This is a genomic window from Streptomyces sp. NPDC051243, from assembly GCF_044455405.1.
Lineage (GTDB): Bacteria > Actinomycetota > Actinomycetes > Streptomycetales > Streptomycetaceae > Streptomyces.
The window spans coordinates 308,193-334,019 of the sequence record NZ_JBITES010000002.1 but is presented as its reverse complement, the minus strand read 5'-3'; the positions used below and the strand labels follow the sequence as shown (position 1 = coordinate 334,019).

Genomic DNA, 25,827 nt, shown 5'->3' with positions numbered 1-25,827 from the left:
AACTGCGCGACCGGCCACGAGACAACCGGCGGTCGCCGACCCGGGACACCCCCCGAGCTCTTAGGCGTTCGGCCGAGAACCGTCCCGCGCCGCCCTCTCCATCCCCTCCACCCGCGCAAGCATCGGCATGGGATCCACCCCCACGGACCCGGGCAAGGCCTGAGCGATCAACTCCGGCGTCCACCCGCCGGAGGCATACGCGGCCCGCAACTCCCGAGGCTGGGCCCACACCGCGATCTTGGCTCCCGCGACCGTGTACACCTGCCCCGTGACCCCCTGCTCCCGAGCCGCATCCGACAGCAGGTACACGACGAGCGCGGCCACGTCCTCCGGCTCACCGATCTCCGCCAACTCCATGGGAACGTTGGCGGACATACGCGTACGCGCGACCGGCGCCACCGCGTTCGCGGTCACCCCGTACTTGTGCAGGCCCAGCGCAGCGCTCCGCACCAGCGAGATGACCCCGCCCTTCGCCGCGCTGTAATTGGCCTGCGAAACCGACCCCTGGTGATTGCCACTGGTGAAGCCGATCAAGGTCCCCACCCGCTGCTTGCGCATCACGGCGGACGCGGCCCGGAAGACCGTGAAGGTCCCTTTCAGGTGGGTGGCGACGACGGGATCCCACTCCTCCTCGGTCATGTTGAACAGCATCCGCTCCCGCAGGATGCCGGCGACGCACACGACGCCGTCGAGGCGTCCGTACGACTCCAGCGCCACGTCGACGACCCGCTGGCCACCCGCCATCGTGGAGATGTCGTCCGCTACCGCGACCGCCTCCCCGCCCGCGGCCTCGATCTCCTTGACGACAGCCTCGGCGACCTCGCTGGTGGGCGACGCGCCGTCCACGGAGACCCCGTAGTCGTTGACGACGACCCGGGCCCCTTCGGCGGCAGCCGCCAGCGCCACCGCCCGTCCGATCCCCCGGCCCGCCCCCGTCACGGCGACGACCTTGCCTGCCAAGAAGTTCCCCATGCCCCGGCCCCTTCCCGCAGTTTCTGACGGTCCGTTAGATTCGACTCGATTCTACGACCCGTCAGATACGCGGAGACAAGCCCCGGGGAGGACTCATGTCACTGCCGGACGCGTTCCACGAGATCGCCAAGCGCGTGAACAACTGGGGCCGTTGGGGCTCCGACGACGAGATCGGCACCCTGAACCTGATCACCGACGACGTCGTCCGCGAGGCGGCCGCCTGCGTCCGCACCGGCCGCCGCGTCCCCCTCGCCCTTCCCCTGCAACAGGACGGCGTCCAGACGGGGATGATCCCCGGACGCGTCAACCCCCTGCACGCCATGGTGCAGATCAACCAGGAGCTCTTCGGCCCGGGAACCGTCGCCTGCAGCGACGACATCGTGACCATGGGCCTGCAGGCGGCCACCCACTGGGACGCGCTCACCCACGTCTCGCACTCGGGCCGGCTCTACAACGGCCGCCCCGCCGGCACCATCACCCCGCACGGCGGCGCCGAGTTCAGCGGCATCGACAAGGCGCGGCACATCGTGTCGCGGGGCGTACTGCTGGACGTGGCACGCGCGCGGGGCGTCCCTCGGCTCGACGGCGGGCACGCGGTGACCCCGGAGGACCTGGAGGCGGCGGAGGAACTCGCGGGCACGCGTGTGTGCGCCGGCGACATAGTGCTCGTACGGACGGGCCAGATCCAGATCTGCCTCGCCGGCGACAAGCACGCGTACGGCTACCCCTCGCCCGGACTGTCGGTGCGTACGCCGGAGTGGTTCCACGCGCGCGATGTGGCGGCCGTGGCGAACGACACGCTGACGTTTGAGATCTTTCCGCCCGAGATGGAGGATCTGTGGCTGCCCGTGCACGCGCTTCACCTGGTGGAGATGGGGATGCTCCAGGGGCAGAACTGGAATCTCGAGGAGTTGTCCACAGCCTGTGGAGAAGCGGGCCGCTACGCGTTCCTGCTGTCGGCGATGCCCGAGCCCTTCGTCGGCGGCACGGGGACCCCGGTCGCGCCCGTGGCGGTGCTCTGAGGAGGTCGGTTGGCGGCGCGGCTCCACCCACTCCCGGCTACGCTCGAGCGGGAGGAGCCCCCATCCGCCCCGAGCACGGCACCGCGCCACCATCCGACTCGGCGCGCCTCCCCCACTCTCGACTCCCCCTGCCCTGAGAGAACCGGCGCCGAATCACGACCCACACTCGGCAAGGGCCTCCGTCACCGAAACCCTCGTCGTCCCCTCGCGGCGAATCGCTGACCACAAGCGTGATCAACCGGACACTCGGCGTCAACACCCAGTCGGAGATTTGTTACTTACGCCCTATTTGCAGCGGCCGCGCACAGGAGCACACCCGGGCGCACCCGACACCCACCTGAGCAGGAGTGACAGCGCTTTCTGCAACCGTGCACCGAAGCCGGCGGAATTGCGGGCACGTGCGCCCGTCACACCGCTTCGTACGCGAGACCCTCATACGCCGACGCCCCGCTCCCATAGGCGGAAGCGGCCCCGTTCGACTCCGCGGCGCGGTCCAGTTCGCACCAGATCCGCTTGCCGGCACCCTCGGAGCTCCAGCCCCACCGGTCCGCGAGACCGTCGACGAGCGCGAGGCCCCGGCCGCCCGTCGCGTCACCGTCGGCACACCGGGGCACCGGGGCGCGGCCACTGCGGTCGGCCACCTCGAGCCGTACGGTGGCGCACTCCTGGGCGGCCCCCGGCAGGGACAACCGCAGCACGGCCGGACAGCCGGTGTGCACCACGGCGTTGGTGACCAGTTCGGACACGAGCAGGATCAGCGTCTCGGCGAGCGCTTCGTCGGCCCCTATCCCGGACCCGGCGAGCCGCGAGCGGGCCCACCGCCGGGCTCGCCCCACCTCAGCGGGGTCGGGCCGGATCTCCAGCTGCACTTGAAGCACCTGCACCGCTCACACCATCCGAACCGGCGGACACATAGCCCCGCGCCTCACGAGGGCCACGATCCTAGCCATTTTTTTCATGGCCAGAACAATGGCCAAAGCCAGGGTCACGGAACGTGAATCCCTTAGCTGACAGCATGGTTGACGTACAGTCACCTCAACAAGCGCTTCGGGCATATTCCAGCGCGAAGGAGTACCCGTGCGGCATACTGTGCGACGCTTGTTGCGAGGAGTCGAACAGGCGGGGGCAGAAAGCCCTCCCACCCTGCGAGGAGCGGCGCGCACCGCCGGATCCGGGGCCGCCTCAAGGGCAACTCCGGCATGGCTCATGCTCGGAACCACTCGCATCTCACACAAGGTACCGGAGCGGACCGCCGACTCCAGGACGTGACGAGTCACGCGTAGGACACAACCCGATATCAACGCTCCGTAATTCCGGTATGCCACATTCCGCGACATCCACGCGGGCGCCTGGGGTGACATCGCAGACCACGAGGGTTTAGGTCGGGTGTGCGAGCAGTTCGGCGGCCAATCGTTCCTCACCGTCCGTCACGTCGCCTGCACGATGCGTCCGCACCCAGGCTCGCTTCAGATGCAGATGGACCTCGAACTCCCAGGTGAATCCCATGCCGCCGTGCACCTGGAGACACTCACGGGCGCCGCGTACGGCGGCCTCGTCGGCGAGCAGCCGAGCCGTGTCGACGTCGACCGGGTCGACGGTGACGGCCGCCGCGTAGACGGCCGCGCGGGCCGTCTCCGTGCGCACCAGCATCTCCGCACACAGATGCTTCACCGCCTGGAACGCCCCGATCGGCTGCCCGAACTGCTCACGCACCCGGGCGTGTTGCACGGCCAGCTCGCACGCGCGCGTGGCGCTGCCGAGTTGCTCGGCGGCGGTGAGGAGTACGGCCGCGGGCTCCACATCGGAAGCCACGGGAACGCGATGCAGCGGCGTCAGCGGGTCGACCGACCGCAGGGGTACGGCCGCCTCCGCGTCGCCCCGTACGACGTCCGCCTGCGCGAGCCACTCCACCAGGCCGTTGCCCTCAGCCGCCACGACCGCCTCTCCCGTGGCCGCGCCCGGCACGTCCCCCGCGGCGAGGTGGGTGGCCACCAGCGGCCCCGGCAGCAGGGCGCGGCCCGCCTCCTCGAACGCCAACACCGCCTCCGGGAGCCCGAGTCCGACCCCGCCCGCCGCCTCCGGCAGCCGCAGCGCGAAGAACCCGGCGGCGCCGAGCTCGCGCCACAGCGCGCGGTCCAGGCGTCCGGGCGCGTCCACGGCCGCCCGCAGCGCCTGGGGGCCGAAGCGCCGCGCCAGCAGCTCCCGTACGCCGCCTCGCAACGCCCTCTGGTCGTCGGTCAGTTGGAAGCGCATCGGTCACCGCCCCTTCGGCAGCCCGAGAATCCGCTCGGCCACGATGTTCCGCTGGATCTGCGAGGTGCCGGCCGCGATGGTGTACGACAGCGAGGACAGCCGGTCGAGGACCCACGGCCGGTCGAGGTCGAGGGACTCGGGGCCCAGGACGTCGGCCGCCGCGTCGTACAGCTCCTGGCGGGCGTGCGAATACCTCAGTTTGAAAACCGAACCCCCGACACCCGGCACCCCGCCCGTCAGCTCGGCCTCGCTCACGTTCCACTGCGTCAGCCGCCACAGCGCCCGGAACTCGGCGTTCAGCCGCCCCAGCCTCCGCCTCAGCACCGGATCGTCCCAGCGCCCGTTCTTGCGCGCTTCGACGGCGAGTTCGCGCAGGACGCGCCGGCAGGCGACGACCTCGCCCACGAAGGCCGTGCCGCGCTCGAAGGACAGGGTCACCATCGTCACGCGCCAGCCGTCGTTCTCGTCCCCCACCCGGTTGGCGACCGGCACCCGCACCTCGTCGAGGAACACCTCGGCGAACTCGGCCGACCCGGCGAGGGTCCGCAGCGGCCGTACGGTGATGCCCGGCGCGTCCATGGGCATGGCCAGCCAGCTGATCCCGCGGTGCTTGGGCGCCTCGGGGTCGGTGCGTACCAACAGCTCGCACCAGTCGGCCACTTCGGCATGGGAGGTCCAGATCTTGGATCCGCTCACCACATAGTCGTCGCCATCCCTGCACGCGCGCGTGCGCAGCGCCGCGAGGTCGGATCCGGCGTCCGGTTCGCTGAAGCCCTGGCACCAGACCTCGTCCCCGCGCAGGATCGGCGGCAGCCAGCGCGCCCGCTGCTGCGCGGTTCCCTCGGCGGCGATGGTGGGCCCCGCGTGCAGCAGCCCCACGAAGCCGGCGCCCACATAGGGCGCGCCCGCCTTCTCGGTCTCCTCCAGGAAGATCAGACGGACGCTCGGTGAGCCCTCCCAGTGGACCTCGGCGTACCCGGCGTCGTACAGCCTGCGCTGCCAGCCGAGGTCGTAGGCGCGGCGTGCGGGCCAGTCGCCGGGGGACGGCTTCGGCGGGAGCGTCGGCAGGACCCTGCCCAGCCACTCCCGCAACCGCGCCCGGAACTCCTCCTCCTCGGGCGTGTACGTGAGGTCCATCCATCACCTGCCTGACGGTCCGTCAGATTTACCAGCAGGCTAGCCCCGCACCCCTGGACCGACAAGGCGCCCGGCCCTACGCTCTCGGACACGATCTGACACACCGTCAGCAATAGGGGGTTGTCGTGAACGACACCGCACACGCCCTGGGTTCCTCGCATACACTCTGGGACCTGGTCGCACGCCGTGCCGAGCTGACCCCCGACCGCCCCGTCCTCCTCCAGGACGACCGCTCACTGTCCTTCGGCGAGCTACGCGCGCGTGCCGAGCGCGTGGCGGCCGGCCTGTACGACATGGGCGTACGGCCCGGCACGGTCGTCGCCTGGCAGCTGCCCACCCGTATCGAGACGGCCCTGCTCTCCTTCGCGCTGGCCCGCCTGGGCGCCGTACAGTCGCCCGTCATCCCGTTCTACCGGGACCGCGAAGTCGGCTTCGCGCTGCGGGAGTCGAAGGCGGAGTTCTTCGCGGTGCCGGGCGAGTGGCGGGGCTTCGACCACACCGAGATGGCGCGGCGACTGGGCGCGAAGGGCGTCTTCGAGGCGTACGGCAGCCTGCCCGACGGGGATCCGGCCGTACTGCCCCCGCCGCCCGCCGAGGGCACCTCGGTGCGCTGGATCTACTGGACCTCCGGGACGACGTCCGACCCCAAGGGCGTGCTGCACACCGACCGTTCACTGCTCGCGGGCGGCTCCTGCCTGGCGCACGCGCTGCGCCCCACGGCCGCCGACATCGGGTCGATCGCCTTCCCGTACGCCCACATAGGCGGCCCGGACTACATGGTGATGCTCCTGCTGTACGGCTTCCCCGCGGTGCTGTTCGAGCAGTTCGCGCTGCCGGACGCACTGGAGGAATACCGCAGGCACGGCGTGACGATCGCCGGCGGGTCGACGGCGTTCTACTCGATGTTCCTCGCCGAGCAGCGCAAACAGCCGGACGGCGGGAAGGTCGTCCCCTCGCTGCGGCTGCTGGCGGGCGGCGGGGCGCCGAAGCCGCCGGAGCTGTATCACGCCGTGGTGCGCGAGATGGGGGTGCAGCTCACACACGGGTACGGCATGACCGAGGTGCCGATGATCACGATGGGGGCGCCGGACGACACGGCGGAGAACCTGGCGACGACGGAGGGGCGGCCGCCGGAACAGATGGAGATACGGATCGTCGATGGAGAGGTGCGGCTGCGCGGGGAGGCTGTGTGCCGGGGCTATGTGGATCCGGCACATACGGCGGCGGCCTTCGATGGGGAAGGGTTCCTGCGCACCGGTGACCTCGGCTATCTGACCGACAGCGGACATCTGGTGCTGACCGGGCGTCTCAAGGACGTGATCATCCGCAAGGGCGAGAACGTCTCGGCGAAGGAGATCGAGGACCTGCTGCACCGGTATCCGGGGGTCGGGGACGTGGCGGTGATCGGGCTGCCGGACCCCGAGCGCGGGGAGCGGGTCTGCGCGGTCGTGGAACAACCGGCCGGCGCACAGAGGCTGACACTCGCGGAACTGACCGCCTATCTGCGCGGGGAAGGGCTGTCGACGCACAAGCTGCCGGAGCAGTTGGAGGTGGTCGACGCCCTTCCGCGCAACGAGACCCTGCGGAAGGTGCTCAAGTACAAGCTCAGGGAGCGCTATTCGGGGACCGTGAAGTAGCGGGCGAACGCGGTCACGATCTCGCTCTCCGCCACCTTGCCGTCGCCGTCCGCGTCGAGCGCGGCGGCGGCCGCCCGGGCGATGTCCTCGTGGACCCCGAGGCAGCCGAGCACGCGCGCGGTGTCGGTGACGGTGGCGTACCCGTCGCCGTCGGGGTCGGCCACGGCGAGGGCGCCGTGCAGGAAGGGGCGGGCGATCTCCGCGAACCGGTCCGGGTTGTCACGCAGCCGCTTGACCGCGCCGTTCACGAACTCCTCGCGGGTGATGCGCTGGTCACCGTCGCGGTCCGCGATCCCGGCCATGCCCTGCCAGAACGCCTCGGCGCCGCCGTACAGCGCCTGGCCCTTGTCGGACCGGGCGGCGGTGCCGAACTCCGCGAGCAGCGCCTTGGCCGCCGCGCTGAAGTCCTCCCGGTCGATGTAGCCGTTGCCGTCCTGGTCGAAGGTGGCGAACCGGGCGGCGATCCTGCGCTCGTACTCGCTGCTGACCATGTCTTATCGGGCCGCCTTACGTCACGTGGGGTACTTCTGGCACGGAGCGTACGACGCCGGGAGGCGTCCGGGCGCGAGAAAGTGGCGGTTGTGCCAAGACCGAGGGAATTTCGGTACAACGGTGTGGCACTTCGGGGGATGGTGATCGGGCCCCTCGAGGTTGGCGGGCAGTGCGGCCCCTCAGGCCGACAGCGGTCCCGCGTCCTCCGCGACCGCCGCCGCGACGTCCGGGTAGACGTCGAACAGCCGGCGCACCCCCAGCGCCCCCAGGACCCGGTTGACGTGCGAGCCGTCCGCCGCGCCCTGCGCGGGGAGTATCAGCCGCAGGCTGCCCTGGCAGGAGCGGATCAGGCGGCGGGCGGCGATGAGGACGCCGACCCCGCTGGAGTCGCAGAACATGACCTCGGAGAGGTCGAGGACGAGGCTGCGGCGCCCTTCGGCGACCGCCTCGTGGACGTGCTGGCGAAGCACCGGCGAGGTCACCAGGTCCAGCTCCCCCGAAACCTGGAGCACGGCCCAGTCGCCCCGCTCCTCGTCGATCACTTTCACCGTCACCACCACGCCCCTCGCGCGCCGAAACCCGCTGAAACGGAAGCGACTCCTACGCTTCCTTGCAGCGCGGCTGCCCAGCGGCTGTTCCCTGAAACACCCTCCGGAAAACGGTCACCGATCAGAAGAGGCTTGTTTCAATCGCATTCGATCCTGTTCGATCGGTTCCGATCGCACTACGGTCGGGTAGCCGAGCGGGTGCAGGGTCGGGCGGGTCCTCTATCACGAGTGCGAGGTACGTCACCAGCGATGGCTCTACGAGGGGCGCACATTGCGACAAAGGGGCGTGCGCTGTCATGCGTGCCGACTACATTCGGGGAGACGGCGGACGCACGCTGGACAGGGACGGACCGGTGAGGGGGCCGTATGGCGAAGAAGGACGCACCGCCCCGCTGGGACCGCAAGATGCAGCAGCGACTCGCCCGCGGTGAGGCGGCCGCCCTCGGCGAGCTCTACGACCGGTTCGCCTCGCTGGTGCACGGCCTCGCCCACACCGTGCTGGGCGACGAGCGCGCCGCCGACCACCTCACCCGCGACGTCTTCGCCCATGTCTGGGAGCACCCCGACACCTACGACCCCAAGCAGGGCCCGCTGCGCTCCTGGGTCGCCGCACTGACCCACCGCCTCGCGGTGCAGCGACTGCGCGCCACCGAGACCGCCGCCCTCGTCCAGGCCGGCCAGGGCTCGACCGAGGAGCTGGAGCGCAAGGTGCGACACGCCTCGGTCGCCGCCCGCGCCGACTACATCGTCCAGTCGATGCCCGTCCCGCTGCGCGCCGCCCTGGAACTGGCCTATTTCCAGCGCCGCGACTACCGCCAGACCGCCGCCGACCTCGGCGTCACCGAGGACGAGGCCCGTCGGCGCCTCCGCCTGGGCCTGCAACTGCTCTCCACGGCCCACGACACCGGAGCCGCGCCGGGGGCGCCGCCGGGATACGGGGGTGCCGTGTGAACGAGGCGGGACGGTTCGAGGTGTACGACGAGAACGAGGGGCCGGGGGACCACGGGAGCGAGGAGCCGTACGACGAGCACGCGGGGCCGGGGCACCACGGGAGCAAGGATCCTTACGAGAAGGAAGACGGCGAGGGCGACGCGGCAGACGTCTCCCGTGGCGCCGACGGCATGAGCAGCGGCAACGGCGACGACCGGCACCCCACCCCCGAGCCGAGGCGGGACCAGCCGCCCCGCATACCGCTCCCTCGCGCCTCCGTCGAGGACACCGGACAGCCCCTGCCGGACCTGCGGATGGACGACCTCGCCGAACCGGCGCCGCGTCCGGCCCCGCTGCTGCTGGAGCACCGGGTCCTGAAGTCGCTCCTCGGGGCGTGGGCGCTGGCCGCGTGCTCACCGGAGGAGACGGCCGCCGTGGAGGACCACCTCGGCGGCTGCGGCACCTGCGCGGACGAGGCGCGGCGACTGCGCGAGGCCGTCGGCCTGCTGCACCCCGCCGAGACCCTCGACCTGGACCCGGCCCTGCGCACCCGGGTCCTCGCGGGCTGCCTGGAGCGGCGCCCACCGCGCATCCCGGTGCCGGAGTGGGCGACACCGTACGACGCCGAGACAGCCCGCCTCGACGCCCTGCTGCAGGACTTCGGCGACGCCGAGTGGCACGCGCCCGTGCGGCTGCGGTGGTTCGAGAAGGACGAGCCGGCGAGCCGCCGTACGACCGTCGCCGGGGTCATCGCGCATCTGCTGACGGTGGACGGGCTGGTGGCGATCGCGCTGGGCCTGGATGACCCGATGGGCGACGTGGCCGCGGACCGCCCGACGCCGTCCGCGCGCACGGAGGCGTACTGGCGGGCCTCGCACTACCCGCCGACGCGCGCCGTACGGGCACCGTGGCGCGAGCAGACCCACGACCTGGTCCGCACGGTGTCCTTCACGGGCGGCGGCACCGGCCGGCTGTCGGTGCCGTACGGCGGCTTCGAACTGACCCTGCACGACGCGATGCTGGACCGCGCCTTCGAGTGCTGGGTGCACGCGGAGGACATCGCCGAGGCGGTGGACTACCCGTACGAGCCGCCGTCCGGCGGCGATCTGCACCAGATGGTCGACCTGGCGGCCCGCATGCTCCCGACAGTGCTTTCGGCTCGCCGCCGTGCGGGGCTGGCGGCGCCGCCCGCGGGCCCCGGCCGCCACTTGGTGACCGCGGGCGAGCCCGGCCGTAGCCTCCGGCTGGAGATCGAGGGATCCGGTGGGGGAGAGTGGCTGATTCCTCTGGACTCTCCGGCGGCGGTGGGCTCGGCGGAGCATGAGGTGGCACACATCGCGCTGGACGGTGGGGAGTTCTGCCGGTTGGCCGCCGGGCATGTCTCGCCTCAGGAGGCGGCGGCTGGGCAGGTCGGCGATCGCGAGGCCATCAGGGACGTGCTGTTCGCCGCGGCGAGCTTGAGCCGGATGTAGGGGGGCGGCTGCGGGTTGTTTGTGGCTGGTCGCGCCCACGTGGCTGAGCCGCAAATTGATACAGCCCCGCGCCCCTGAAGGCACGTCCACTGCACGTACTCGAGGGGCGCGGGGAACTGCGCGAACCGCCCCCACACACCCGCAGCCGTCCGCGAAACAGACGAACCCGAGCTACTAGGCGAAAACAACCGTCCGCCGGCCGTTCAGCAAAATCCGCCGCTCGGCATGCCACTTGACCGCCCGAGCCAACGCCTGGCACTCCACATCCCGCCCGATCGCCACCAGCTGATCCGGCGTGACGTCATGCCCCACCCGCTCGACCTCCTGCTCGATGATCGGCCCCTCATCAAGGTCGGCGGTCACATAGTGCGCCGTCGCGCCGATCAGCTTGACACCCCTGGCGTGCGCCTGGTGATACGGCTTCGCGCCCTTGAAGCTCGGCAGGAAGGAATGGTGGATGTTGATGATCCGCCCGCTCAGCTGCTTGCACAGGTCGTCCGAGAGGACCTGCATGTAGCGGGCCAGCACGACCAGCTCCACGCCCTCCTCGCGCACGATCTCCAGCAACTGCGCCTCGGCCTCGGACTTGTTGTCCTTCGTCACCGGGATGTGGTGGAAGGGGATGTCGTACGACCCCACGAGCTCGGCGAAATCGGTGTGGTTGGACACCACGGCGGCGATCTCCACCGGCAGCGCCCCGATCCTGGCGCGGAACAACAGGTCGTTCAGGCAGTGCCCGAACTTGCTGACCATCAGCAGGACCCGCATCTTCTCCTCGGCCCGGTGGATCTGCCAGTCCATCTGGAAGGAGTCACCGATCGCCGCGAAGCTCGCCCGCAGCTTGTCCACCGTCACCGGCGCCTCCGCCGAGAAGTGGACGCGCATGAAGAACAGTCCCGTGTCGTGGTCGCCGAACTGCTGGCTGTCCTCGATGTTGCAGCCGGTCATGAAGAGGTAGCTCGACACGGCGTGCACGATGCCCTGCTTGTCGGGGCAGGAGAGGATGAGGACGTACTGGTCGGCGGGGACCGCGGCTCGGGTGGACTGCTGGTTCATGCAGGACAGGGTCCCATATCCGACGCGACCGGTGGGCAGCCGTCCCGTTACGCGGACCGCGTCATGATCCGCAGTACCTCGAGCGTGCGCGGCGGGGCCTCCGGGTCCTCGCCGTCGGCCATGGCCATCCGGACGTGCGCGTCCCGCGCCGCCCGCACCGCCTCCGGCCACCCCTGGTGTTCCATGTACGCGGAGACCGGCGCGTCCGGGCCGACCTGGTGCATGATCCGCAGCACCCGCAGCACGGCGGTGTCGACCAGCGCCGCCTCCTGCGAGTCCCGGAATATGGTGCCGACGTATTTCTCCGCCGACCAGTTGTCCAGCCAGGTGTCCTCGACCAGGCGGTAGACGGCGTCGGTGACGTCGCCGTATCCGTCGACGCCGGCCAGCCAGACGTCCCGCTGGAACACCGGATCGGAGAGCATGTGCAGCGCGGAGCGCACATTGCTGCGCCAGCGCCACCACGGCATGTCGTTGTGTGGCATGCCGCCCATGGTGGATGAGCGACGGGCGCGACGGGAAGAGCTGTCCGAACCTTGCACGGTCATCGATCGTACGTTTCCTCTCCACAGGCACATCACGGGCCCCCGTAATTCACCTTCCAGTCACCTCTTGATAACCAAGGGTCACGCGCAGGTTTGTTGTGTGGCGGAATCGTGCGTGACCATGACCGGCAGGCCACGCATGCGCAGCACCAACCTCCCCGCGTCCCGCAAGCGGCCCGTGAGAGCCGCGGCTCGCTCCGCGGCCGCTTTGGCGGCGTGTGCGTCACTCGCCGTCGGCTGCGGGGTCATCCCCGGTACCACGGGGGGTTCCGGGGATGACTCGATCACCGTCATGACCTGGGCCCCGCAGAACACCAAGGCCACCAACAAGCCGGGCATGCCCGCCTTCGCGCAGGCCTACGCCCGCTGGGTCAACGCCCACGGCGGCATCAAGGGCCGCAAGCTGAAGGTCCTCACCTGCAACGACCACAACGACAGCGTGGCCGCGGCGAAGTGCGCCGACCGCGCGGTCGAGGAGAACGTCGTCGCGGTCATCGGCTCCTACAGCCAGTTCGGCGACACCTTCCTGCCCTCACTGGAGGGCGCCGGCATCCCGTACATAGGCGGCTACGGCGTCACCAACGCCGAGTTCACCAGCCCCCTCTCCTACCCCGTCAACGGCGGCCAGCCCACCCTCCTGGCGGGCCTCGGCAAGGAACTGGCCGGCCGCTGCGGGCCGGTCGCGCTGGTGCGCCCGGACACCATCGCGGGCGACGAACTGCCGCCCCTGCTCGACTCCGGCCTCAAGGCGGGCGGGCACACCCCCTCGGGCGACCAGCTGGCCGACGAGGACGCCACCGAGTACGCGAGCCAGTCGGTGCGGGCCCTGGGCTACGCCGCCGACGACCTGTCGGACACGGGCTGCGTGGTGCCCGCCCTCGGCGACCGCACCAGCACCTTCATGGACTCCTTCCGGCGATCGCGCGAGGACTACTCCGACGTGCGCACCGCCACCGTCCTCGGCAGCGTCGACCAGACGGTGATCAACACGACCGGCGGGGCGTCCGTGTACGACGGGTCGTACATCACCGGCTGGTACCCGGTAGCGAGCGATCCGCGCTGGGACGCCATGAAGAAGGTGATCAGCGAGCAGGCCTTCGGCGACAACCGCATCGACCCCGCGGACCCCGGCGTACAGACCACGTGGATCGCCTACACGGTGTTCAAGAAGGTCGTCGAGTCGCTGGGCGACGGCGAGGTGAACGCCGACTCCGTGCGCGACGCCCTGGACGACGGCATGAAGATCTCCACGGACGGACTCACCCCGGCCCTCCAGTGGAAGTTCCAGGACGTCCTGGCCTCGGTCGGCTTCCCCCGTCTGGTCAACCGCAAGGTGACGCTGCAGGTGGTACGGGACGGCCGGCTGGTGGCGGCCCGCAAGGGCTTCATCGACGTGACGAGGACCCTGCAGAACGCCGACCTGAACTGACCGTCCCCCCTCCCTACAGCTGGGTCGGCTGGCGCTCGGTGAGGCCGTACTTCTGGGCGATCGAGTTCCACAGCCGCGCGGCCGTCTTCTTCTGCTCGCTGGCGGTGCCGCTGGCCCGGTTGCCGGCCTGGGTCTGGCCGGTGGAACGGGCCTGGCCCTTCTTGCAGAGCTGCCCCTTCTTGGCCGCGACCTGGTCCGCCCACGCCGCGTAGTGGTTGTCGGCGGACGCCGACGCCTGCCACGCCTTGGTGAGGGCGGTGGTCAGCTCGGTGTGGTTGGGGAGCTTGTCGACGGTGAGCTTGGACAGGTCGGTGACCAGCTGGTTGCGCTGCCCGGCCGCGTCACGCAGGTCCTTGGCGGCCTGCGCGAGGTTGCCGCAGGACTTCACGTCGGCCACCGCGTTGATCACGGCGGTACGGCTGTCGCCGCTGTCGGCCAGCAGCTTGTCCAGGGCGATGGCCTGCTGCTCGGCCGGGTCGGCGGACGGCGAGGAGGAGCCCTCGGTCGCCGGGGCCGTGGCGGCGGCGGGCCTGTTCTCCTCGGTCTTCTTGTCGTCCCCGCCGCCTCCGGCGAGCAGCGCGCCCGCGCCGATGCCGAGGACGGCGATACCGACGCCGACGGCGGCGATGAGCGGCACCCGGGAGCCGGTACGGCCACCGTGACCGCCCCGGCCACCGTCGTCACCGCCCGCGCCGTAGGGACCGTGCGGGTCGTTCGGGCCGGGCGGGAAGTACGCCCCCTCGGGCCGGCCCTGCGGTTGCGGCTGCTGGAAGCGCGGCAGCTGCTGGGTGGACGCGGCCGGGGGCTCGCCGCCGGGCCCACTGCGGAACAGGCTGTCGAAGTCGGACAGCGGCTGCCGCTGCGGCCCGCCCTGCGGCGCCCCCGCCTGACCGGGCACCGGGGGGATGTACTGCGTGGCGTCGGCGTCGGACCCGGACGCGGGCGGCAACGGCCCGGCACCGCCCGCGGCACCGGCGGCGCCGCCCTGCCGGGCCCGCCCCAGAATCTGCGTGCTCTCGTTGGACATCTCGGGCGGCAACGCGCCCGGCCCCACCGGCGGGATGTACTGCGTCGCACCCTCGTCGGCGGCGCGCACGTGAGATGCCGGTGATGCCTGTGACGCTTGTGATGCGGGGAACCCGGCAGGCGCGGGCGGTGTGCCGGTCGCGCCGACGGGCGGTATGAAGCGGGTGGCCTGGTCTTCGCCACCCGCAGGGGAGGCACTGACCGGCGGTATGTACTGAGTGGCCCCTTCGTCGGCCGGAGGCAGCGGAGCCCCGAACCCACCGGCACCTGCGTGCGGGAGCGGCGCGTTGGGGCCGCCGTGCGCGGCGGGCGGCAGCGGCGCACCCGGGCCGCTCTGCTGAGCGGGCGGCAGCGCGGCACCGGAGCCGGGGGCCCCGTACGCCTCCCCACCGGCAGGCGGCAGCGGCGCGCTCCCGCCCGGAGTCCCGTACGCCTGGCCACCCGCGGGCGGCAGCGGCGCCGCGGACGGGCCGCCGCTCTGCCCGTACGGCGGCTGCTGCGCCGGCATCGGTGCACCGGCCGGGCCGCCGTGGCCGTACGACGGCGTGCCCGGCGGCGCGCTCTGCGCACCCTGCGCGCCCCCGCCGTACGCCCCGCCCTCCGGCGGCAGCGGCTGGGACGGTATGCCTCCGGCGCCCTCCGGGGCCGCGCTCCACGGGGCCGGGGACGGCGGCTGGTACTGCTGCTCCTGGCCGCCCCAGGACTGGCCGGGCTGTGCTCCCCAGGCCTGTCCCGGCGCGGCCGCCGGCGGGGTCGGGGCCTGGGTCTGGTCGGGTCCCCACGGGGTGCCCCAGGCCTGCCCGCCGTGCGGCGCCGAGGGCGGGGGTGTCGTCGGCGGCGTGGCCGGTACCGGGGTCGGCCGGCCCGTCATGCCCGGCAGCAGCGGCTCACCACCGTCGGAGGGCAGCACGATGCCTTCGCGCGCTTGCCGCGCCGAGGGCTCCTCGCCCTGTCCGCTCTGCGTCACCGGGACTCCTACGAATGGGGGACCTTCGGAATCGTCGGCTCACGCTACCGGGTCCTCCGTTCCAGGTGCTACGCGGCCGAGGACGTGACCTGCGTCCCTGTGACCGCGGTAACAGCAACGGCCCCCAATCCGCTGTATACGCCCTCCCTTCCCGTCCGCGCCTTCGTTTCCCTGCCGTTCACACCGCCGTACCCCCTGGTTTCATGCCGCGGCCTGGAGGTCCAGCCGGGCCCCGAACTCCCTTACCACCGGCTCGTCCCGGAACGGCTCCAGCCGCTGCTGGAAGTCCTCCAGGTACTCGGCGCCCCGGTTGGAACGGAGCGTCCCGAGGAGTTCGACGGCCTTCAGACCGGTGTGGCAGGCCTGTTCGAGCTCACGCTGCTGCACCTGCGCTGTGGCGAGCAGCACATAGCCGATCGCCCGGCGCCGCGCCTTCGTCTCGGGGAGCCCGGCCAGCGACTCCTCCGCGCGCCGCGCCGCCGCCTCGGCCTGGCCGAGGTCGCGGTGGCAGTGCGCCAACTCGTCGGCGAGGTAGGCCTCGTCGAAGTGCGCGATCCACGCCGGGTCGTCCCCGGACTCCGGATCCGCCGTCTCCAGCGCGCTCACCGCACGCCCGGACGCCACCTGAGCGGACCGCGCGTCGCCCATCAGGGCATGCCCGCGCGCCTCGGCCGCATAGAACATCGACTCCGCGCGCGGGGTCACGCGCCCCCGCGCCCCCTCTTGCGCCGCCCGCGCCAACTGCGCGATCTCACGCGGGTTGCCGAGCTGCGCGGCGAGGTGGCTCATGGAGGCGGCCAGCACATAGCCGCCGTAGCCCCGGTCGCCCGCCGCCTGCGCGAGCCGCAGCGCCTGGATGTAGTACCGCTGGGCCAGCCCGGGCTGCCCGGTGTCGACGGCCATGTACCCAGCGAGCTCGGTCAACCGCGCGACGGCGGCGAAGAGTTCCCGCCCGACCGTCTCCCGGTACGACCCGGCCAGCAGCCCGGAGACGACACTGTTCAGGTAGTGCACGACGACCGGCCGCACATGCCCGCTGCCGTACTGGTGATCAAGGTCGACGAGCGCCTGCGTCATCGCCCGCACGGCGGCCACGTCGGACTGCCCCACCCGCGGCCCCGCCGAGCGTGACACCTGGGAGTCCGGCGACGAGATCAGCCAGTCCCGGCTGGGCTCGACCAGCGCGGACGCGGCGACGGACGAGCCGGACAGGAAGTCCCGCCGCCCGACGTCGCTGCGCCACAGCTCGCAGACCTGCTCGATGGCCCCCAGTACAGTCGGCGAGAACTGGAGGCCGACGCCGGACGCGAGGTTCTTGCCGTTGGCCATGCCGATCTCGTCGATCGTGACCGTACGGCCCAGCTTGCGGCCGAGCGCCTCGGCGATGATCGCCGGCGCCCGTCCCCGCGGCTGCTGTCCGCGCAGCCAACGCGCCACCGACGTCTTGTCGTAGCGCAGATCGAGGCCGTGCTCGGCACCGCACATGTTGACCCGGCGGGCCAGCCCGGCGTTCGAGCAACCCGCTTCCTGGATGAGCGCCTGCAGCCGTTCGTTCGGCTGTCGCGCGACGAGAGGCCTTGCGGCCATGGCGTACCCCCTGTGGCTGCGGTGCCTGCCCACGCACCGAGTTGACGTTCTTCCATCGCCGAATCCGGCCCGGTTCACTGGATGTGCACCGCAAGGTTCCGGCCGTGAAGATCAATGCCCCGTCGGCATACCGAAAATGCGAGGCTTGCGAGGATTGCCGGGGTAAAGGCGGAAGCCGACCCCACAGGTGGCTACCCAGTTCGGACCGCGGTCCCTACCACGCGCCCCCACACATGCACCCATGCGCCCCAATTGAGAAATCAATGCTCCTCCCCCGCGCGCGTCATGGCCGTAACCAGGGGTGGGTGCGGGAGTTGTGTTCAGCGTGGAAGAGACGATCCCGGCCACCGAAGCCGCCCAGATTCCGAAGCAGCGCGGCGAAACGCTGCTGGAGACCGCCGTTCGCTACGCCGAGGAGCGCCACTGGGACGTGTTCCCGGGGACCTGGCTGGAAGCCGTCGACGGCGTGCAGGTCTGCTCCTGTGGCGACACCACATGCCCCGCGCCCGGCGCGCACCCCTCGCGCCCCGACTGGGCGACGCAGGCCACGGGCAGCGCGACGGTCGCGCGACGGATGTGGCAGAAGCAGCCGAACGCGTCGATCCTGCTGCCGACGGGGCGGACCTTCGATGCGATCTCCGTCCCGGAGACGGCCGGTTTTCTCGCGCTGGCCCGGATGGAGCGGATGGAGCTGTCGCTGGGACCGGTGACGTTGACGCCGGACCGTCGGATGCACTTCTTCGTGTTGCCGGGGGCGTCGGTGAAGGTGCCCGAGCTGGTGCGCAAGCTGGGGTGGTCGGTCGCGTCGCTGGATCTGGTGGCGCTCGGGGAGGGGGCGTACGTGGCGGGGCCGCCTACTCGGTTCGGGTCCCGGGGGGCTGTGCAGTGGGCCTGTCGGCCTACGCCGGCGAATCGGTGGTTGCCGGATGCGGAGGAGTTGATCTCGCCGTTGGCGTACGCGTGCGGCAGGGATCGTTGAGAGCGCCTTCTCATCTGCCTGGTTGCTGATCGAGGGCGGCTGCGGGTTGTGCGTGGTTACTCGCGCCCACGCGGCGGAGCCGCATATGGATAACAGCCCCGCGCCCCTTTTAGGTTGGCTTCCATGACGTCGGCCGTATGTGTGCGTGGGCTCTGGAAGCGGTTCGGGCAGCAAGTCGCCGTTGCCGGGATTGATCTGGAGTTGCCCGCCGGGAAGTTCATCGGGCTCGTGGGCCCCAACGGAGCCGGTAAGACCACCACCCTCTCCATGGTGACCGGGCTGCTCAGGCCCGATGCCGGGTCCGTCGAAGTCGTCGGGCACGACGTCTGGCGGGACCCCGTTGAGGTGAAGGCGCGGATCGGGGTGCTGCCCGAAGGGCTGCGGCTCTTCGAGCGGCTCTCCGGGCGGGAACTGCTCGCCTACTCGGGGCGGTTGCGCGGGCTGCCCGGGGTAGAGGTCGACAAGCGGGCCGCGCAACTGCTCGACGTGCTCGATCTCGCGGGGGCCCAGCACAAGCTGGTCGTCGACTACTCGACCGGTATGCGCAAGAAGATCGGGCTCGCGGCGGCACTTCTGCACAATCCCGAAGTGCTGTTCCTGGACGAGCCGTTCGAGGGCGTCGATCCCGTCTCCGCCCAGACCATCCGCGGAGTCCTCGAGCGCTACACCGCCTCCGGCGCGACCGTCGTCTTCTCCTCCCATGTCATGGAGCTCGTCGAGTCGCTGTGCGACTGGGTCGCCGTCATGGCCGCCGGGCGCATCCGGGCCCACGGGACCCTCGCCGAGGTGCGCGGTGACGCGGCCTCGCTGCAGCAGGCGTTCCTCGAACTCGTCGGCGCGAACGGCCGCGACGCCGGGACCGACCTCGACTGGCTGGGCGGCGGGGCGGCGCGATGAGCACCGACGTCACAGCGGTCGTCGTACGGCTGAAGCTGTCCCTGCTGCGGAACGGACTGCGGCAGTCCGCCGGACGGCGGGCCGCCTACATCGCCTCGGCCGTCCTGGTCCTCCTCTTCGCCGCCCTGCAACTCCTCGGGCTGGTCATGCTGCGCGGCGACGCGCACGCCGGCTCCCTGGTCGTCCTGCTGGTCGCGGTGCTGGCGCTCGGCTGGGCCGTGATGCCGCTGTTCTTCCCCGGCGGCGACGAGACCCTCGACCCGACGCGGCTGGTGATGCTGCCGCTGCGTCCCCGGCCCCTGGTGCGGGCGCTGCTCGCGGCCTCGCTGGTGGGAATCGGTCCGCTGTTCACGCTGTGCCTCTTCGCCGGTTCGGTGATCGCGCTCGCGCGGGGCGCGGCGGCGTACGTCGTCGGTGTCGTCGGTGTCGTCCTGGCCCTGCTGGTGTGCGTGGCGCTCGCGCGGGCCGTCGCCGCGGCCAACATCCGGTTGCTGACCAGCCGGAAGGGGCGCGATCTGGCGGTGCTGAGCGGGCTGGTCATCGCGATCGGCGCGCAGGTGGTGAACTTCGGGGCGCAGCGGCTGGGTTCGGCCGGGCTCGGTGAACTCGATCCGGTGGCGGATGTGCTGCGGTGGGTGCCGCCGGCCTCCGCGATCGGGGCGGTGGAGTCGGTGAGCGAGGGGTCGTACGGCGTCGGGCTTGTCCAACTCGCGCTGAGTGCGGGCGCCTTGGTGGCGCTGATCGCCGTGTGGTCACGGCATCTGACGCGGCTGATGACCTCGCCCGACGGCTCCACGCTGCAGGCGGTCACCGAGGCCGCCGTACGGGAGCGGACGTCCACCGGTCCGGCCCGGTTCCTGCCGGCCGGCCGCACCGGCACGGTCATGGAGCGCAGCCTGCGCTACGTCTGGCGGGACCCGAAGACCAAGGCCGCCTGGGTGACCTCGCTCGCCATCGGCCTGATCGTGCCGCTGTTCAACGCCCTGCAGGGCACCGGCTCGATCTACTTCGCCTGCTTCGCCGCCGGGATGCTCGGCATCATGATGTACAACCAGTTCGGCCAGGACACCTCCGCGTTCTGGATGGTCGCGATGACCATCTCGTCCCCCCGGGACGCCTACGTCGAGCTGCGCGGCCGGGCCCTGGCCCTCCTGCTGATCACCCTGCCGTACGCCACCCTCGTCACCGTCCTCACGACAGCGCTCCTCGGCGACTGGCCCAAGCTCCCCGAGGCCCTCGGCCTGTCCTTCGCCCTCCTCGGCGCGATGCTGGCGACGGGTGCCTGGACGTCGGCCCGGTTCCCGTACTCCATCCCCCAGGAGGGCTACAAGAACGTCGCTCCCGGCCAGACGGGCCTGGCGTGGATCTCGATCTTCGGCGGCATGATCGCGGCGGCACTGCTGTGCGCCCCCGTGATCGCGCTGACGATCTGGCTGAACGTGAGCGCGGACGGGGAGGCGTGGACGTGGCTGTTGCTGCCGGGAGGCGCGGCCTACGGGGCGGCGATCACGCTGCTGGGGCTACGGCTGGCGGCGCCGCGGACGGCGGCCCGACTGCCGGAGATCCTGACGGCGGTGAGCAAGGGCTGACGGGACTTTTGACCTGCGGTCCTGCAACGGCCTAAGGGGCGCGGGGCTGTGTTCAATGTGCGGCTCCGCCGCGCGGGCGCGACCAGCCACGCACAACCCGCAGTCGCCCACTCAGAGCCACCGGCAGACGAGTAGGCGCCCGTCACCCTGTCCGCACCGCGTCCAAGAACGGCTCGATCGCCGCCCGCCACCCTTCCGGCTGGTCGTAGTGCACAAGGTGCCCCGCATCGGCCACCTCCGCATACTCCCCCCGAGGCAGCACCCGAACCATCTCCTGCGCCTCGGCCCGCCCAAGCTCCCCGTCCAGCCCGCGCACGACCAGCGCGGGGCACTGCACCTGCGCCAACTCCTCCCAGTGCGCGTCGTACACCCACGTCTCCCGGGAGGCCAGCATCTGGTCCAGCTCGAAGACCGGCCGCCAACCGTCCTCGCACTCGTGCATCACCTCGGCGTAGAACTCTCCCCGCGCGGGGTTCGGCCGCTCGACCCACGGGTCGTCCTCACCGAACCACTTGCGTACGTCGGCCAGCGTGGCGAACGGAACCGGCCAGGACTTGAACCAGTCCGCCCACTCCCGCTGCGAGGCCGCACCGAGCGCGGAGGCCCGCATGTCGCAGATGATCACGCCGCGCACCAGGTCGGGCCGCTTGGCCGCCAGCTGCCAGGCGGTCAGCGCACCCATGGCGTGACCGACGAGGACCGCCGGGGCGAGGCCGAGCTGTTCGAGGGCGGCCTCGGCGTCGTCGACGTACGCCTCGCGCGTGAAGGCGGCCTGCTCGGGCTTGTCGCTACGGCCGTGGCCGCGCTGGTCGAGTGCGACGGCACGGTGCCGTTCGGAGAGCCAGCGGGCGGTGGAGGCCCAGTGGGAGGCGCGGCCCATCAGGCCGTGCAGTAAGAGCACGCCGGTCGTACCGTCGGGCTCCTTGGCGGGGTCGGTCCTGAGCGGGTCCGTCTTCGGAGGGTCGCCGAACTCCCAGGCCGCGAGACGTACGCCGCCTGCCCCGGTCACGTCGATGCGCCGCGCCATAGATCCTGGCACCCCCCTAGCTCCGCTCGGACCGCTCGCTCCCGATCGAGCCGGCCGATCCTGTGGACCGCGTCCTGCCTGCCGTTCCTGCCGTGCCTGCCGTATCCGCCATCGCTCACCGGGCACCGCGCGCCGCTTGCGTCACACGCGCCGCCGATGTCCTGGCATGCGATGTGCACGTCCTGTGTGTCTCACGTGATCTTATGCGCACATTCCTGAAGCGCGCGTTCCGCCTGACCCGTCACCCGTACACTATCGAACTCGTATTCGAAAATGCGGTCTCGGCGGGCAACACCCCTCATTCGAGTGACCCCCGGCGAGGATTGATCGCCACCGCTGAGGGGAGATCTTCACCGGGAGGCGGACCGCTCGGGGAAAACGGTCCGAGGGGGATGACCCTGAGAGCTCGGGGCTCCGGGTCAGCACAGGGGAGGACAGGCCCCGGCGCCGCAAGGCGCCGGGGCCCTCTCCACAACCACGGCACATCCGCCCGCCCCCTCACCGGCCGGTCGCATCGGCGGCGATCACGGCCAAGAGCCCTCAGGTCATATGCCTCACGCGACAGCCTCGCACGCGCAGGGTCCGAGCGCTGCGATTCGACAGAGTGGATCTTTGCTGCCGAGGCGCCCGACGGATCACCTCAACTCCCGCTCCCGCACCGGGAATTACGCGGAAGAGAACCCGAACTGGGCGGGTTCCGATGCCTCAGTGCCCGGCGACGAGCACGAAGGCTCAGCGCTTGGCGACGAACACATGGGAGGCGACGTCCGCCTCCAGCTCGGCCGCCTCGCCGCCGCTGCCCACCAGGACACCGCCCGCCGACTCGGTCACGCTCACCACCGAACCGGGCTGCACTCCCGCCCGCCGCAGCGTGTACATCAGCTGCGCGTCGGTCTGGATCGGCTCGCCGATACGGCGCACGACGACCGTCTTGCCCTCGACGCCCGGGTCCAGATCGGCCAGCGAGACCATGCCCTCGTCGAGGAACGGATCGGCGCCGTCCTTCTCGCCGAGCTCCTCCAGGCCGGGGATGGGGTTGCCGTACGGCGACTCGGTCGGGTGCCGCAGCAGCTCCAGCACACGCCGCTCCACGGCCTCGCTCATCACGTGCTCCCAGCGACACGCCTCGGCGTGCACCTGCTCCCACTCGAGCCCGATCACATCGACGAGCAGACACTCGGCGAGCCGGTGCTTGCGCATGACGCGGGTGGCCAGCCGCCGCCCCTCGTCCGTGAGCTCCAGATGCCGGTCGGACGCGACGGACACCAGCCCGTCACGCTCCATCCGTGCCACCGTCTGGCTGACGGTCGGCCCGCTCTGGTCCAGTCGCTCGGCGATCCGGGCGCGCATGGGGACCACACCTTCCTCCTCCAGCTCGAGGATGGTGCGGAGATACATCTCCGTGGTGTCGATCAGTCCGGACATACGTGCCCCTCGATTAGCTCTGCGATTAGCTCAGCCGGAAGCGAGACAGCTCCACGGCGCGTGCGCTGGCCCTGCACTCAATTCTGCCGGATACCACTGACAACCGTGCCGCGCCGTTGAAACCAGCGGGTTACGTACACATCGCCGGCGCCCGTACCCCCGTATTGACACCACACTGGTCCAGACCGCACGGTGATCCGCGACACACACCCGTCCGACCGCCGCCACCCCCACCCCGGAGGGCCCCGCATGAGCGACAGCAAGCCGGCCGACCAGTTCTTCGACGCCGCGATCGGACTGCTCCAGCGGGTCCGGGACGAGGAGGCCGAGAACATCGGGGCGGCCGGCACCCTGCTCGCCGACACCGTCGCCCGCGGCGGCAGGCTCTTCGCCTTCGGCGCCGGTCACTCCTCCCTGGCCGCCCAGGACATCGTCTACCGCGCCGGTGGCCTCGCCCTGATGAACCTGCTCGCGGTCCCCGGTGTCGTAGGCGTCGACGTCATGCCCGCCACCCTCGGCTCCGCCCTCGAACGCGTCGACGGCCTCGCGAGCGCCGTCCTGGACAGCTCCCCGCTTCGCGACGGCGACGCCCTCGTCATCATCTCCCTCTCCGGCCGCAACGCCCTCCCGGTGGAGATGGCCATGAGCGCCCGGACCCGCCGCGTCAAGGTCATCGGCGTGACCTCGGTGGCGTACGCCTCGGAGACCGAGTCCCGCCATGTGTCCGGCACCTATCTGAGGGACCACTGCGACATCGTCCTCGACTCGAAGATCGCGATCGGTGACGCGGAACTCAGCCTCGACACCATCCCGGCCCCCTTCGCCCCCGCGTCCACAGTCGTCACGTCGGCCCTCCTCCAGGCGGTCATGGCCACAGCGGCCGCCACACTGGCCGACCGCGGCATCGAGCCCCCGCTCCTGCGCTCCGGCAACGTCGACGGCGGCCACGAGTGGAACCGGCGGGTGTTCGAGAAGTACGGCGACCGGATCTTCTACCGGCACTGAAGCCGCGCACCGGCCGGACGAGGGCGCGGACACGGCAGTCGTCACGGGGCTCGGGCGCCCAGTGAGCCGTCTCGGGGCGCGGGTCCGGTTGGCCGTCTCGGGGCGCGGGCCCGGTTGGCCGTCTCGGGGCGCGGGTCCGGTTGGCCGTCTCGGGGCGCGGGTCCGGTTGGCCGTCTCGGGGCGCGGGCCCGGTCAGCTGTCTCGGGGCGCGGGCCCGGTCAGCTGTCTCGGGGCGCGGGCCCGGTCAGCTGTCTCGGGGCGCGGGCCCGGTCAGCTGTCTCGGGGCGCGGGTCCGGTTGGCCGTCTCGGGGCGCGGGCCCGGTCAACCGTCACGGGGCGCGGGCCCGGTCAACCGTCACGGGCCCCGGACCCGGCAGCCGTGACTACTCCGAGCCCAGCGCCCCCGCCAGATCCAACGCGGAAGCGATCCGCACCGCCACATCCTCCGCGTACGCCGCGTCACCCCGCTCGAACGCGCTCCGCCCCGCGCCACGCAGGAACGTCACGACCCCGAGCGTCCGACCCCGACTCCGCAGCACGGCACACAGCGCGTGCACCGCGTCCGTCGGCCACTGCCGCCCCGCGGCCCACTCACGCGCCCGCTCCGCCGACAGATTCCCCGCGTCCGCCCGCACCGACCCGGCCCGCGCCACGCACTGCAACGCCGGATGACCCTCGGCGTACCGCACCGGCAGCCCGGCCTCCCCGCCCAGCAGACTCGGCCCCGGCGCCCCGGAGGGCGTGACGGCGACCCGGACCAGCCGCACCGGCTCCGCACTGTCCCCGTCCGCGACCGAACCGCCCGCGACCCGGTCGATCAGCGCGTGATCGGCGAACCCGGCCAGCGCGAAGTCCAGATGCACGGTCGCCGCCTCCGCCGGGTCCTCGCACTCCGCGGCGGCCCGCGCGGCCCGATGCAGCTGGTTCGTCCGGAACCGCAGCAGCGCCGCCTCCTGCTCCCCCTGCTTGGCCGCGGTCACGTCCTGGAAGAGCCAACCCACCCCCAACGGCACCGGCTCCTCCGCGAGCGGCGAGGCCAGCCGCACGAAGCCGCACCGCCAGCACCTGCGCCGTTCACCCTCCGGCGTCCGCACACTCACCCAGACCTCGGCCGGCGCGGGCGGCGCGCCCTCCGCCAGCACATGCGTGAGCGCGCTCTCCAACTCCTCGACACCCTGGGCCAGCAGCTCACCGAGCGGCCGCCCCAGCACCGACGTACGCCCGATGCCCAGCGCCCGAGCCGCATGCGCGTTCACCACCGCGGGCCGCAGATCGGCGTCGACCAACACCACACCCCACGACGCGTCCTCGAACAACGCCTCGCTCAGCGCGATCGACCGCTCCAGATCGATCTGCGCGTGCACCTCGCTGAAGGCGCAGTACACCCCGGCCGGCTTCCCGTCCGGCCCGCGCACGGCAGCCGACTGCGTCCGTACGAGCACCCGCCCGCCGTCCTTGGTCAGCAGCGCGAACTCGTGGACCTGCCGCCCCGGAGCGTGCATGGCGGACATCAGCCGCCCCTCGACCTCCTCGGCGTCGGCCTCGCGCACGGCCCACCCCGCGAACCCGTGCCGCCCCACGGCCTCGTCCGCGCTCCATCCGAGGATCCGCTCCGCCTCACGGTTCCAATGGGTGACGACCCCGTCCGCGTCGAAGGCGCACAGGGCCGCGTCCATTCCGTCCAGCAGCGCGGCCAGCAGATCGGAACCGCCCGCCGAACCCTCCGAGCCGGCCGACGAACCGACCGGACCGTCCCGCTCGGGTTCGTCCGGTCCTAGCTCGTCGGTGGTCCCACTACGCCGGGAAGCACTCACATGGACCCCCTGCCAAGC

The 25,827-nt window shown here is 71.6% G+C and carries 22 protein-coding genes; 9 read left to right on the top strand and 13 right to left on the bottom strand.

Features of this window, described 5'->3' with window-relative positions; all coding sequences use genetic code 11:
• Nucleotides 1–60: 60 nt before the first annotated feature.
• Nucleotides 61–972, bottom strand: a complete 912-nt coding sequence (locus ACIBAG_RS05390; protein ID WP_399101210.1) for an SDR family oxidoreductase — start codon at nt 970–972, stop codon at nt 61–63.
• A 95-nt stretch (nt 973–1,067) separates the two neighbouring features.
• Here ACIBAG_RS05390 and ACIBAG_RS05385 point away from each other — a divergent pair, with 95 nt between their 5' ends.
• A complete protein-coding gene (locus tag ACIBAG_RS05385; RefSeq protein WP_399101208.1) occupies nt 1,068–1,994 on the top strand; it encodes a cyclase family protein in 927 nt (308 codons plus the stop codon).
• 407 nt (nt 1,995–2,401) lie between these two features.
• On the opposite strand, the gene ACIBAG_RS05380 is transcribed toward ACIBAG_RS05385, so the two are convergent.
• The 3 genes from ACIBAG_RS05380 to ACIBAG_RS05370 form a co-directional block, all read right to left on the bottom strand.
• Nucleotides 2,402–2,863, bottom strand: a complete 462-nt coding sequence (locus ACIBAG_RS05380) for an ATP-binding protein (RefSeq protein WP_399101943.1) — start codon at nt 2,861–2,863, stop codon at nt 2,402–2,404.
• A gap of 508 nt (nt 2,864–3,371) precedes the next feature.
• Nucleotides 3,372–4,247: an acyl-CoA dehydrogenase family protein gene (locus ACIBAG_RS05375; protein WP_399101207.1), complete on the bottom strand. Its 876-nt coding sequence runs from the start codon at nt 4,245–4,247 to the stop codon at nt 3,372–3,374.
• A gap of 3 nt (nt 4,248–4,250) precedes the next feature.
• Complete coding sequence (locus tag ACIBAG_RS05370) at nt 4,251–5,384, bottom strand: acyl-CoA dehydrogenase family protein (RefSeq protein WP_399101205.1); 1,134 nt, start codon at nt 5,382–5,384, stop codon at nt 4,251–4,253.
• 125 nt (nt 5,385–5,509) lie between these two features.
• Here ACIBAG_RS05370 and ACIBAG_RS05365 point away from each other — a divergent pair, with 125 nt between their 5' ends.
• Nucleotides 5,510–7,021, top strand: coding sequence for a class I adenylate-forming enzyme family protein (locus tag ACIBAG_RS05365; RefSeq protein ID WP_399101203.1), 1,512 nt, complete (start codon nt 5,510–5,512; stop codon nt 7,019–7,021).
• Here ACIBAG_RS05365 and ACIBAG_RS05360 read toward each other — a convergent pair.
• Both ACIBAG_RS05360 and ACIBAG_RS05355 read right to left on the bottom strand, forming a co-directional pair.
• Nucleotides 7,000–7,512, bottom strand: a complete 513-nt coding sequence (locus tag ACIBAG_RS05360) for an EF-hand domain-containing protein (RefSeq protein ID WP_399101201.1) — start codon at nt 7,510–7,512, stop codon at nt 7,000–7,002. The genes ACIBAG_RS05365 and ACIBAG_RS05360 overlap by 22 nt on opposite strands.
• A 180-nt stretch (nt 7,513–7,692) precedes the next feature.
• Nucleotides 7,693–8,073 carry an STAS domain-containing protein gene (locus tag ACIBAG_RS05355; protein ID WP_399101199.1) on the bottom strand — a complete coding sequence of 127 codons (381 nt, stop codon included), beginning with the start codon at nt 8,071–8,073 and terminating at the stop codon, nt 7,693–7,695.
• Nucleotides 8,074–8,427: 354 nt separating this feature from the next.
• Between ACIBAG_RS05355 and ACIBAG_RS05350 the strand changes: the two genes are divergently transcribed.
• On the top strand, nt 8,428–9,012 hold the full coding sequence (locus ACIBAG_RS05350) for a sigma-70 family RNA polymerase sigma factor (protein ID WP_399101197.1): 585 nt from the start codon (nt 8,428–8,430) through the stop codon (nt 9,010–9,012).
• A complete protein-coding gene (locus ACIBAG_RS05345) occupies nt 9,009–10,463 on the top strand; it encodes a maleylpyruvate isomerase N-terminal domain-containing protein (protein ID WP_399101194.1) in 1,455 nt (484 codons plus the stop codon). The genes ACIBAG_RS05350 and ACIBAG_RS05345 overlap by 4 nt, the downstream gene beginning before the upstream one ends.
• Nucleotides 10,464–10,637: 174 nt before the next feature.
• Here ACIBAG_RS05345 and purU read toward each other — a convergent pair whose 3' ends face one another.
• Nucleotides 10,638–11,519 carry a formyltetrahydrofolate deformylase gene (gene purU, locus ACIBAG_RS05340; protein ID WP_399101191.1) on the bottom strand — a complete coding sequence of 294 codons (882 nt, stop codon included), beginning with the start codon at nt 11,517–11,519 and terminating at the stop codon, nt 10,638–10,640.
• Nucleotides 11,520–11,566: 47 nt separating this feature from the next.
• Complete coding sequence (locus ACIBAG_RS05335; RefSeq protein ID WP_399101189.1) at nt 11,567–12,067, bottom strand: hypothetical protein; 501 nt, start codon at nt 12,065–12,067, stop codon at nt 11,567–11,569.
• A 118-nt stretch (nt 12,068–12,185) separates the two neighbouring features.
• On the opposite strand from ACIBAG_RS05335, the gene ACIBAG_RS05330 reads away from it, so the two are divergent.
• Nucleotides 12,186–13,493 carry an ABC transporter substrate-binding protein gene (locus tag ACIBAG_RS05330; protein ID WP_399101187.1) on the top strand — a complete coding sequence of 436 codons (1,308 nt, stop codon included), beginning with the start codon at nt 12,186–12,188 and terminating at the stop codon, nt 13,491–13,493.
• Between the two features lie 13 nt (nt 13,494–13,506).
• Here the strand turns inward: ACIBAG_RS05330 and ACIBAG_RS05325 are convergent, their stop codons facing one another.
• Both ACIBAG_RS05325 and ACIBAG_RS05320 read right to left on the bottom strand, forming a co-directional pair.
• Nucleotides 13,507–15,486: a hypothetical protein gene (locus tag ACIBAG_RS05325; protein WP_399101185.1), complete on the bottom strand. Its 1,980-nt coding sequence runs from the start codon at nt 15,484–15,486 to the stop codon at nt 13,507–13,509.
• Nucleotides 15,487–15,687: 201 nt separating this feature from the next.
• Nucleotides 15,688–17,073: a transcriptional regulator gene (locus tag ACIBAG_RS05320; protein ID WP_399101183.1), complete on the bottom strand. Its 1,386-nt coding sequence runs from the start codon at nt 17,071–17,073 to the stop codon at nt 15,688–15,690.
• A 316-nt stretch (nt 17,074–17,389) separates the two neighbouring features.
• Here ACIBAG_RS05320 and ACIBAG_RS05315 point away from each other — a divergent pair, with 316 nt between their 5' ends.
• From ACIBAG_RS05315 to ACIBAG_RS05305, 3 genes are all read left to right on the top strand, one after another.
• The gene (locus ACIBAG_RS05315) at nt 17,390–18,052 is read left to right on the top strand and encodes a bifunctional DNA primase/polymerase (RefSeq protein WP_399101180.1); all 663 of its coding nucleotides are present in this window, start codon (nt 17,390–17,392) and stop codon (nt 18,050–18,052) included.
• A gap of 123 nt (nt 18,053–18,175) precedes the next feature.
• A complete protein-coding gene (locus ACIBAG_RS05310) occupies nt 18,176–18,949 on the top strand; it encodes an ABC transporter ATP-binding protein (protein ID WP_399101178.1) in 774 nt (257 codons plus the stop codon).
• Nucleotides 18,946–20,538 carry a transporter gene (locus ACIBAG_RS05305; protein WP_399101176.1) on the top strand — a complete coding sequence of 531 codons (1,593 nt, stop codon included), beginning with the start codon at nt 18,946–18,948 and terminating at the stop codon, nt 20,536–20,538. The genes ACIBAG_RS05310 and ACIBAG_RS05305 overlap by 4 nt, the downstream gene beginning before the upstream one ends.
• Before the next feature lie 142 nt (nt 20,539–20,680).
• Here the strand turns inward: ACIBAG_RS05305 and ACIBAG_RS05300 are convergent, their stop codons facing one another.
• The gene (locus ACIBAG_RS05300; protein WP_399101174.1) at nt 20,681–21,565 is read right to left on the bottom strand and encodes an alpha/beta fold hydrolase; all 885 of its coding nucleotides are present in this window, start codon (nt 21,563–21,565) and stop codon (nt 20,681–20,683) included.
• A 732-nt stretch (nt 21,566–22,297) separates the two neighbouring features.
• Nucleotides 22,298–22,990, bottom strand: a complete 693-nt coding sequence (locus ACIBAG_RS05295; protein ID WP_004000347.1) for a metal-dependent transcriptional regulator — start codon at nt 22,988–22,990, stop codon at nt 22,298–22,300.
• A gap of 249 nt (nt 22,991–23,239) precedes the next feature.
• On the opposite strand from ACIBAG_RS05295, the gene ACIBAG_RS05290 reads away from it, so the two are divergent.
• Nucleotides 23,240–23,995, top strand: a complete 756-nt coding sequence (locus ACIBAG_RS05290; RefSeq protein ID WP_399101171.1) for an SIS domain-containing protein — start codon at nt 23,240–23,242, stop codon at nt 23,993–23,995.
• 383 nt (nt 23,996–24,378) lie between these two features.
• On the opposite strand, the gene ACIBAG_RS05285 is transcribed toward ACIBAG_RS05290, so the two are convergent.
• Nucleotides 24,379–25,809, bottom strand: coding sequence for a PAS domain-containing protein (locus ACIBAG_RS05285; protein ID WP_399101169.1), 1,431 nt, complete (start codon nt 25,807–25,809; stop codon nt 24,379–24,381).
• Nucleotides 25,810–25,827 lie beyond the last annotated feature (18 nt).

What these genes read in the sequence shown, in the direction of transcription:
- ACIBAG_RS05305 (WP_399101176.1), top strand. Translation starts at nt 18,946, where the DNA reads ATGAGCACCGACGTCACAGCGGTCGTCGTACGGCTGAAGCTGTCCCTG.
- ACIBAG_RS05330 (WP_399101187.1), top strand. Translation starts at nt 12,186, where the DNA reads ATGACCGGCAGGCCACGCATGCGCAGCACCAACCTCCCCGCGTCCCGC.
- ACIBAG_RS05390 (WP_399101210.1), bottom strand. Translation starts at nt 972, where the DNA reads ATGGGGAACTTCTTGGCAGGCAAGGTCGTCGCCGTGACGGGGGCGGGC.
- ACIBAG_RS05350 (WP_399101197.1), top strand. Translation starts at nt 8,428, where the DNA reads ATGGCGAAGAAGGACGCACCGCCCCGCTGGGACCGCAAGATGCAGCAG.
- ACIBAG_RS05320 (WP_399101183.1), bottom strand. Translation starts at nt 17,073, where the DNA reads ATGGCCGCAAGGCCTCTCGTCGCGCGACAGCCGAACGAACGGCTGCAG.
- ACIBAG_RS05375 (WP_399101207.1), bottom strand. Translation starts at nt 4,247, where the DNA reads ATGCGCTTCCAACTGACCGACGACCAGAGGGCGTTGCGAGGCGGCGTA.
- ACIBAG_RS05385 (WP_399101208.1), top strand. Translation starts at nt 1,068, where the DNA reads ATGTCACTGCCGGACGCGTTCCACGAGATCGCCAAGCGCGTGAACAAC.
- ACIBAG_RS05310 (WP_399101178.1), top strand. Translation starts at nt 18,176, where the DNA reads ATGACGTCGGCCGTATGTGTGCGTGGGCTCTGGAAGCGGTTCGGGCAG.
- ACIBAG_RS05295 (WP_004000347.1), bottom strand. Translation starts at nt 22,990, where the DNA reads ATGTCCGGACTGATCGACACCACGGAGATGTATCTCCGCACCATCCTC.
- purU (WP_399101191.1), bottom strand. Translation starts at nt 11,519, where the DNA reads ATGAACCAGCAGTCCACCCGAGCCGCGGTCCCCGCCGACCAGTACGTC.
- ACIBAG_RS05290 (WP_399101171.1), top strand. Translation starts at nt 23,240, where the DNA reads ATGAGCGACAGCAAGCCGGCCGACCAGTTCTTCGACGCCGCGATCGGA.
- ACIBAG_RS05360 (WP_399101201.1), bottom strand. Translation starts at nt 7,512, where the DNA reads ATGGTCAGCAGCGAGTACGAGCGCAGGATCGCCGCCCGGTTCGCCACC.
- ACIBAG_RS05300 (WP_399101174.1), bottom strand. Translation starts at nt 21,565, where the DNA reads ATGGCGCGGCGCATCGACGTGACCGGGGCAGGCGGCGTACGTCTCGCG.
- ACIBAG_RS05370 (WP_399101205.1), bottom strand. Translation starts at nt 5,384, where the DNA reads ATGGACCTCACGTACACGCCCGAGGAGGAGGAGTTCCGGGCGCGGTTG.
- ACIBAG_RS05335 (WP_399101189.1), bottom strand. Translation starts at nt 12,067, where the DNA reads ATGACCGTGCAAGGTTCGGACAGCTCTTCCCGTCGCGCCCGTCGCTCA.